We start from the raw sequence: 7,731 nt of genomic DNA on the forward strand, positions 1-7,731 counted from the left end.
TAGTAAATGACCCTTATAAAGCTCCAAAAGCAACAAAGTTTACGAAAAGAGCCATAAATAAAAATGAGTAGGCGCATGAAATCCTTCATGCGCCTGCTCTATTACTTATATTCTATTAAAATATCTTCCAACGGCAATCGTGTTGAATTGAACGCTGGAGCTGCCGCCTTCCCTACTGAAATCAGAACAATTGGGAATAATCGATCTTCAATATTAAACATTTTCGCAAATTTTTCTTTGTCAAATCCACCCATTGGAACAGTGTCATATCCTCTATCTTTTGCAATCAACATCAATTGCATCGAAACTAACCCCGCATCAAATGCTGCAATATTTTTCAAGATATCTTCTGAAGCAAATGGGTAAGTTTTATTGGTTCCTTCGATTAATCGATTCATATTCGCCTCATCCATAAAACCGGCTTCATAGGCACTTCGATATACTTTTTCCACACTTTTATACATTTCCTTGTCACCTAAGACAGCAATAACCGCAGACGCTGTTTCAACTTGCTCTTGATTATTGGCGACTGCTCTAAGTTCCTTTTTGGTCTCTTCGTCTTGAATGACAATAAAACGCCAAGGTTGAAGATTACTAGAAGATGGTGCTTGGGTTGCTTCTTTTAACATATCTTTTATTTCTTCTTGAGAAATTGTGTATGTCGAATCATATTTTCTAACAGAGTGACGTTCTTTAATCACTTCAGATAATGTTTTTTTCGTTAAGGTTGTTTGCATGAGAGATTTCCCCCTAATATGTTTAACTTACTAATAGTAAGTATAAATCCATCTTACTATTAGTAAGTACCTTTCGTCAAGAAATTAAACTATGGTATGATATAGTTAGAAAAGTAAAAATGGGGGATTGAATTTGAGTGAACCTAACAACCAAAATTGTATGACTCATTCTGCAGAGGAAATGAAGCATATATGTACAAATTTTCATAATGCGATTGAATTTATAGGTAAACGTTGGATGGGTTCTGTTATTTTTACGCTCCTGGAAGGACCTAAGCGATACCATGAAATTGTATCCTCGATTCCTGGTATCTCCGATCGACTGTTAACCGAACGCTTGCGTGATTTAGAAAATGAAGGATTGATTGTCAAAAGGGTAATTGCCACATCACCTAAAAAAGTGGAATATGACTTAACTCCAGCTGGGAGGGAGCTTGAGGAGGTTATCCAGGTGTTGATAAAATGGGTTAAAAAACGAGATAAATCCCGGTAAACCAAAAAGGCTTGCTCTATATCATAGATGCAAACCTTTTTGGTTTTATGGACTAGGCCGATGAAACAGCCCCATTACCTCTATTGTTTCTGTAATATTAACAAAGGCACAGGAATCGACTTCCGTGATTAAGTTTTTCACTTCATTAAGTTCGTATCTGGAAATGACCGTTATCAATACATTCCGCTGGTTATTTGAATAGCCGCCAACACCATCCATCACCGTTAAACCTCGATACAAATTTTTCAGTAAATGATTTCTCATCTCTTCGCCTTTTTCTGTAATAATCATTAACGTTAATTTTGCATGGTCTGTATAGATGGCATCCACTACTTTACCGGTCACAAAAATAGAAACTAAGGTATAAAGTGCAGAATCCCAATCAAACAAAAAACCACTAATTACTATAACTACCGCATTCATGCCTGAAAGTAAAACACCTATCGGAAAATCTCTTTTTCTTGATACAATCATGCCAATAATGTCAAATCCTCCGGTTGATCCTGAACAACGGAAAACGATTCCGACACCTAAACCGGTTAACGCACCACCAAAAATAGATGAGAGAATGGTATCATCCGCGATTGGGTGAATCGGGACCAAATAAAGACCTATTGAGATAATGATGACAGAAAAAATCGAATTCATGATAAATCTTTTCCCTAACATTTTATATCCAATAATTAATAAAGGAAAATTCAGCAGGAAATTTGCCACTCCAGCATTAACCGGTGAGATCATCCCTAATATCATTGAAATTCCGCTTAATCCACTGCTCAACACTTCATGCGGAATTAGGAAAAGGTTAAACGCAGCCACAATAATCAGAGATCCCAATATCATTCCAACAATTTGCATGGTAAAAATCCTCCTAAAACAAACAGGCATTAATTCTATTTAAAAATAATACCGATTCTCTCTCTTAAAGTAAAATAAAAAATTTATTTAAATAAAATAAATTATCTGGTTATTAGCAATTAGATTATTCTATATTGACATATCCTCAAGAAATCTTATAGTATACTAATATATCAATTTAATTATGATAAAAATCCTCATCAAACCGATGAGGTAGAGGTCGCGGTCTTTATTAGTAAAGCGGACGAGATGCAAGAGACATTCTTGACTCCGTTTGAAAGGAAAAACTGCCGAAGTGTGCTTTTCTCTCTTTAAAAAGCATGCTGGGGCTGGCTCCGAATAGGAACAGAACTGTCACGATTAGTCCAACCAACTAGTCGTGTTGAGCTATCTTTCGGAAGGTATGATGCGGGGTATTAACAATGCCATCGATTATTCCTCGATGGCATTTTTGTATTCCAAACTCCTTCTCGAAAAAGAAGATATGAGGAGTGAACAATATGCAAACAGCACGAGTATTAAAAGAAACTGAATATACAAATGATACAAAACAACAACAGAATCCAACCGAACTAAAAAGAGGGTTAAAATCTCGTCACCTCACGATGATTTCCCTTGGAGGAACGATTGGAACCGGGCTTTTTCTTGCTAGCGGCGGCGCTATTCATAGCGCCGGACCAGGCGGTGCAATCCTTTCCTACCTAGTAATCGGTGTCATGGTTTTCTTTTTGATGCAAGGATTAGCTGAAATGGGTGCCTATATGCCCGTTGCTGGAAGTTTTAGTACGTATGCCACCAAATTTATCGACCCATCCCTTGGTTTTGCATTAGGCTGGAACTATTGGTATAACTGGGCCATAACCATTGCTGCCGAATTAGCTGCGGTTACGATGATCATGAAATTCTGGTTTCCAGATACCCCTTCATTTATTTGGAGCGGCATTTTTTTAGTGATTATGTTTCTCTTAAACTACCTTTCCGTTAAAGGATTTGGTGAAGCAGAATACTGGTTTTCCTTAATTAAAGTTGTCACAGTGATAATATTTGTTATTATTGGTACATTTATGATTTTTGGTATCATGGGTAATGAAGCACCAGGCTTCAAAAACTTAACGATCGGTGATGCACCATTCCACGGCGGCTTTATGTCGATGCTCGGAATCTTTATGGCGGCTGGCTTCTCTTTTCAAGGAACAGAGCTTTTAGGTGTTGCTGCTGGTGAAACAGAAGATCCAAAGAAAGCCATCCCACGTGCTGTTAAACAAGTTTTCTGGCGTATTCTTTTATTTTATGTACTAGCCATTTTAGTAATCGGATTACTCATTCCTTATACAAACGATAAATTAGCAAGTGATACTATTACTGTTAGTCCTTTTACCCTAATCTTTCAAAAGGCTGGTATTGCGTTCGCTGCTTCGATTATGAATGCTGTAATCTTAACCGCTGTCTTATCTGCAGGTAATTCAGGAATGTATGCTTCAACTCGTATGCTTTGGGATTTGGCCCGCCAAGGGAAAGCCCCACAATTCCTTGGTAAATTAAACAAAAAAGGTGTTCCAGTAAATGCATTAATTGCAACAACCTTAGTGGGTACACTTGCTTTCCTTGCTTCATTCTTTGGTGACGGAACGGTGTATATTTGGTTGTTAAATGCTTCAGGAATGTCTGGCTTTATCGCGTGGCTTGGGATTGCTGTATGTCATTATCGTTTTCGTAAAGCGTTTATCGCCCAAGGAAAAGACCTAAGTTTGTTACCATATAAAGCAAAATTCTTTCCGTTTGGTCCAATCTTTGCTTTTGCTGTTTGTGGATTTGTCGTTCTAGGACAAAACTATTCCGCATTCATGGGTGACCATATTGATTGGAATGGCATTTTAGTTTCATATATTGGCCTCCCATTATTCCTGTTGGTGTGGCTCGGGTATAAATTTACAAAGAAAACCAAGATGATTCCTTTAGAGAAATGCGATTTAAATAATTGATTATATAAAAAAAGTACGCAAATAAAAATGCGTACTTTTTTTTTATGGCTGTGTTAAAGGTAATTGTTGATATTTTAGCCATGTTGATTGAAGCGGAGGGCGAGAGACTCCTGCGGAAGTACGGGGCTAGAGCGCAAATCAACTTACCTGTATAACACTTCCTTTTTTAAAATAAAAAACAGACTCTTTTATCGAGTCTGTTTTATATGTACTATGCTTTCTTCTCTTCGGAAGACCAAACATATAAATCTTCAATACGGCAATTCAATTCTCTTGAAATGGTCATCGCGGTATTTAAGTTCATTACTTTCTTTGACAAGTAGTCGTTCAATTTAGTTTGGGGAATATTTGTATTCCTTTCCAAACTTTCCAGATCCATACCGTTTTTGGTTAATAAATCCTTGAGGTTACTTTTTTTTGCTTTATAATTTGTCAAAATGACACCTCACTTTTTAAAAGCATAACACATTAAGTTCGTTTTTGAAAGGAAGAAGGATTTCCTCTTTCCATTTGTGCTTAAATATCCCAAAGTTAGAAATGAGTTTAGGGATTTTATGATATACTAAATAAGGAATAGGTAAAGGGGGGTTAAATTTGAAAAGCTCAACCAATCTATACAAAAACGGACAATCGGTCAACATTATAGAAACGGGCGAAGTTGTCACCATTTTAAAATCACAATATGTAAAAAACATGAAAAGATATTCTTATATCGTTAAGGAACATCCAGAAACCTTCTTCTTCGAAGAAGAATTGAAGAATATTTAATAAAAAAGGAGAAGGCCGATACTGTGGATTGGCCTTCTCCTTTTTTCTATTAAAACTCAGCACTCCCTGTTGTTCTTGGGAATGGAATTACATCTCGAATATTAGTCATTCCTGTGAGGTACATAATTAAACGTTCAAAACCTATCCCATAGCCAGAATGTTTTGTACCGCCATATTTTCTTAATTCAAGGTACCACCAGTAATCTTCTTCATTCATTCCTAATTCATTTATTTTCCCAGCCAAAACTTCTTCACGTTCTTCACGCTGACTTCCGCCAATCAATTCACCAATACCTGGTACGAGCAAATCTGTTGCAGCAACTGTTTTGTTATCATCATTTAGCCGCATATAGAAAGCTTTGATTTCTTTTGGATAATCAGTAACAAATACAGGGCGTTTGAACACTTTTTCGCTTAAATACCGTTCATGCTCAGTTTGCAGGTCAAGACCCCATTCTACTGGATAGGCAAATGTTTCACCAGAATCCTTTAAAATATTAATTGCTTCAGTATATGTCACACGGCCAAAGTCTGCAGTATAGGCATTATTTAAGCGGTCTAATAAACCTTTTTCAATAAAGCTGTTAAAGAAATTCATTTCTTCAGGCGCTTGTTCTAACACATAACCGATAACATATTTCACCATTTCCTCAGCTAAATCCATGACATCTGGCAGTTCAGCAAATGCAACCTCTGGTTCAACCATCCAAAATTCGGCCGCATGTCTTGCTGTGTTGGAGTTTTCTGCTCTAAACGTTGGGCCAAAGGTATAGACATTCCGGAATGCCAATGCAAACGCCTCAGCCGACAGCTGTCCGCTTACGGTCAAATTAGTTTCTTTGTTAAAGAAATCCTTGCTAAGATCCGCTTTACCTTCTTCATTTTTCGGTAGATTGTCCATTTCTAAGGTAGTTACTCTAAACATTTCCCCCGCACCTTCTGTATCACTGCCGGTGATAATTGGTGAGTGAACGTACACAAACCCTTTATCTTGGAAAAATTTATGAAGGGCATAGGAAGCAAGTGATCTTACACGAAAAACAGCTGAAAACGTATTAGTCCTTGGTCGTAAGTGGGCAATTGTTCGTAAATATTCAAACGAATGTTTCTTTTTTTGTAATGGATAATCGACATTGGATGTACCTTCAATCACGATGTCAGTTGCTTTAATTTCAAAAGGCTGTTTTGCTTGCGGCGTATGAATAAAATCGCCTTCAACCTTAATTGACGAACTGATTGGAAGTTTGGCAATTTCTTTAAAGTTCACTAACTGCTCATCAAATACAATCTGGACCCCTTTAAAAAAGCTCCCATCATTTAATTCAATGAACCCAAAAGTTTTAGAATCACGAATAGTCCTTATCCATCCAGATAATTCTACCTTTTGGTCAATATAGCTTTCCGTATTTCTGTATAACTCCTTGATTAAGGCCTGTTTCATTGGTTTTCCTCCTAAATCATATGTAAAAAAGTAAAAAACCTTCCATCCCGATTGGGACGAAAGGTAAAAATCCACATTACTATCATCGTTTTTCTTTTATCCCTTCAATATTATATAAAATACCATATCAAATAAGCAATTTTCAACAAAATTTCCGGTTTGAAAGTGAATTATTTTAGTTCTGTTGTAGATTCCTTTAAAAACATGCCATTTTGTCCAGTGAATTCCTCATCCAGCCATTCGTGACGGTCAAATAAGGCCGTTTCGCAGTTGGAAAATAAATGATTCGTATCATACCAAGTGATATTTTTAGGAGAGCTGGCACCTATATAAAAAGCAAGGGCCTGCTCCCGACCAATGTATTCGTCATTTTGGGCGAACTGGAAATAGATCGATGCTGGTGAAGCATTTTTCACATAATGACAAGCATCCAATTTTTTAAGACTTGAAATAAAATATTCATATCGCTCAGGAGGTAAAAAGCCGCGAATTAACATGGCAATGGGGTGCTCGCTTGTTAATTGCATCTCTGAAACCTTCCCATAGCCGGATATCAAGATAAACGTTTTAATACGATTATCAATACCTGAAAGGATGCCGCCCCATGCAGCCCCAATCCCGTGACCGACAAAGGCAATCCGGGTTTCATCTACCTCACGTAGTTTACTTAGCAATGTAACTCCCCTTCTAATATCCATAACGGTTTGAATGTATTTTTGAATATCTGCCATTTCTTCAATCGTTTTTGTAAATTCTTTCTTCCCCCGCGATTTTTGTTGCCCATTCCCTCTTAGGTATTGGGCTTCAATTAATAGAGTGATATACCCCTTGGTTGCAAGTAATTGTGCTTCATGGAAAAAGGTCTTCCTATTTCCTTGACTTGGGTGCATAAAAATTAGCGCAGGAAAAGGGCCTATTTTATCAGGTACGAAAAGATAGGCAGATACTTCTCCTTTGAAAGGGCTTTCATATTTAATGTCAAAAATATGAAAACCATCTTTGGGAATTGATTTAATCACCTCAAATCCTGAAAGTGTTTCTTCCTTAAATTCAAACATTTTCGACCGCCCCCGCGAAGATTCTATTACTTTAATTTATTTGAATTTTCTGATTAATAGAACATTTTCATTCGTGATTCTTATCTTCAAACAAAATCCCTAAATTTCTTTATAAGTTTTCAGAATATTAGCAGGAATAACGTTGCTTCTCGTCGAAATAGTAAAAAAATGTTATTTTTGATTATAGAGGAGTGGTAATTGTGGATAAGGTAACATGTATTGCCTACCTATTATACAAGTCATCTAAGAATCAAGACATTAGAGAAAAAGCAATCCAATTATTAAACGGAGATGTGTCCATTCGAGATTTAAAAAAGAATGTGTCTATTCAGGCCCATGTGGTCATCGCAGAATCCCTGCTGAAAAAAAATCAAATCGACAAAGATCAAGTTCA

The 7,731-nt window shown here is 36.8% G+C and carries 9 protein-coding genes and 1 riboswitch; of the genes, 4 read left to right on the top strand and 5 right to left on the bottom strand.

Annotation, left to right across the window (positions count from 1 at the left end; genetic code table 11):
• Positions 1-101: 101 nt before the first annotated feature.
• Entirely contained in the window at positions 102-737 is a 636-nt protein-coding gene (locus tag V7137_RS24060; protein ID WP_335700409.1) for a nitroreductase family protein, read from the bottom strand.
• Positions 738-870: 133 nt separating this feature from the next.
• Here V7137_RS24060 and V7137_RS24065 point away from each other — a divergent pair, with 133 nt between their 5' ends.
• The gene (locus V7137_RS24065) at positions 871-1,230 is read left to right on the top strand and encodes a winged helix-turn-helix transcriptional regulator (protein WP_256358299.1); all 360 of its coding nucleotides are present in this window, start codon (positions 871-873) and stop codon (positions 1,228-1,230) included.
• A 45-nt stretch (positions 1,231-1,275) separates the two neighbouring features.
• Here the strand turns inward: V7137_RS24065 and V7137_RS24070 are convergent, their stop codons facing one another.
• The gene (locus V7137_RS24070; RefSeq protein ID WP_335700410.1) at positions 1,276-2,088 is read right to left on the bottom strand and encodes a YitT family protein; all 813 of its coding nucleotides are present in this window, start codon (positions 2,086-2,088) and stop codon (positions 1,276-1,278) included.
• Positions 2,089-2,294: 206 nt separating this feature from the next.
• A riboswitch (Lysine riboswitch) is annotated at positions 2,295-2,486 on the top strand.
• A gap of 102 nt (positions 2,487-2,588) precedes the next feature.
• On the opposite strand from V7137_RS24070, the gene V7137_RS24075 reads away from it, so the two are divergent.
• Positions 2,589-4,070 carry an amino acid permease gene (locus V7137_RS24075; protein ID WP_335700411.1) on the top strand — a complete coding sequence of 494 codons (1,482 nt, stop codon included), beginning with the start codon at positions 2,589-2,591 and terminating at the stop codon, positions 4,068-4,070.
• Between the two features lie 211 nt (positions 4,071-4,281).
• Here V7137_RS24075 and V7137_RS24080 read toward each other — a convergent pair whose 3' ends face one another.
• On the bottom strand, positions 4,282-4,506 hold the full coding sequence (locus V7137_RS24080) for a helix-turn-helix domain-containing protein (protein ID WP_335700412.1): 225 nt from the start codon (positions 4,504-4,506) through the stop codon (positions 4,282-4,284).
• 158 nt (positions 4,507-4,664) lie between these two features.
• Here V7137_RS24080 and V7137_RS24085 point away from each other — a divergent pair, with 158 nt between their 5' ends.
• Positions 4,665-4,838, top strand: coding sequence for a hypothetical protein (locus V7137_RS24085; protein ID WP_335700413.1), 174 nt, complete (start codon positions 4,665-4,667; stop codon positions 4,836-4,838).
• 49 nt (positions 4,839-4,887) lie between these two features.
• On the opposite strand, the gene asnS is transcribed toward V7137_RS24085, so the two are convergent.
• Positions 4,888-6,279 (bottom strand): asparagine--tRNA ligase, encoded by a 1,392-nt coding sequence (gene asnS / locus V7137_RS24090; protein WP_335700414.1) that lies wholly within the window; start codon positions 6,277-6,279, stop codon positions 4,888-4,890.
• A 170-nt stretch (positions 6,280-6,449) separates the two neighbouring features.
• Positions 6,450-7,337, bottom strand: coding sequence for an alpha/beta hydrolase (locus V7137_RS24095; RefSeq protein WP_335700415.1), 888 nt, complete (start codon positions 7,335-7,337; stop codon positions 6,450-6,452).
• A 200-nt stretch (positions 7,338-7,537) separates the two neighbouring features.
• On the opposite strand from V7137_RS24095, the gene V7137_RS24100 reads away from it, so the two are divergent.
• A partial coding sequence (locus V7137_RS24100; RefSeq protein ID WP_335700416.1) for a hypothetical protein occupies positions 7,538-7,731 on the top strand: 194 nt, incomplete at its 3' end.

This window comes from Neobacillus drentensis (assembly GCF_036962765.1).
Lineage (GTDB): Bacteria > Bacillota > Bacilli > Bacillales > Cytobacillaceae > Neobacillus > Neobacillus drentensis_C.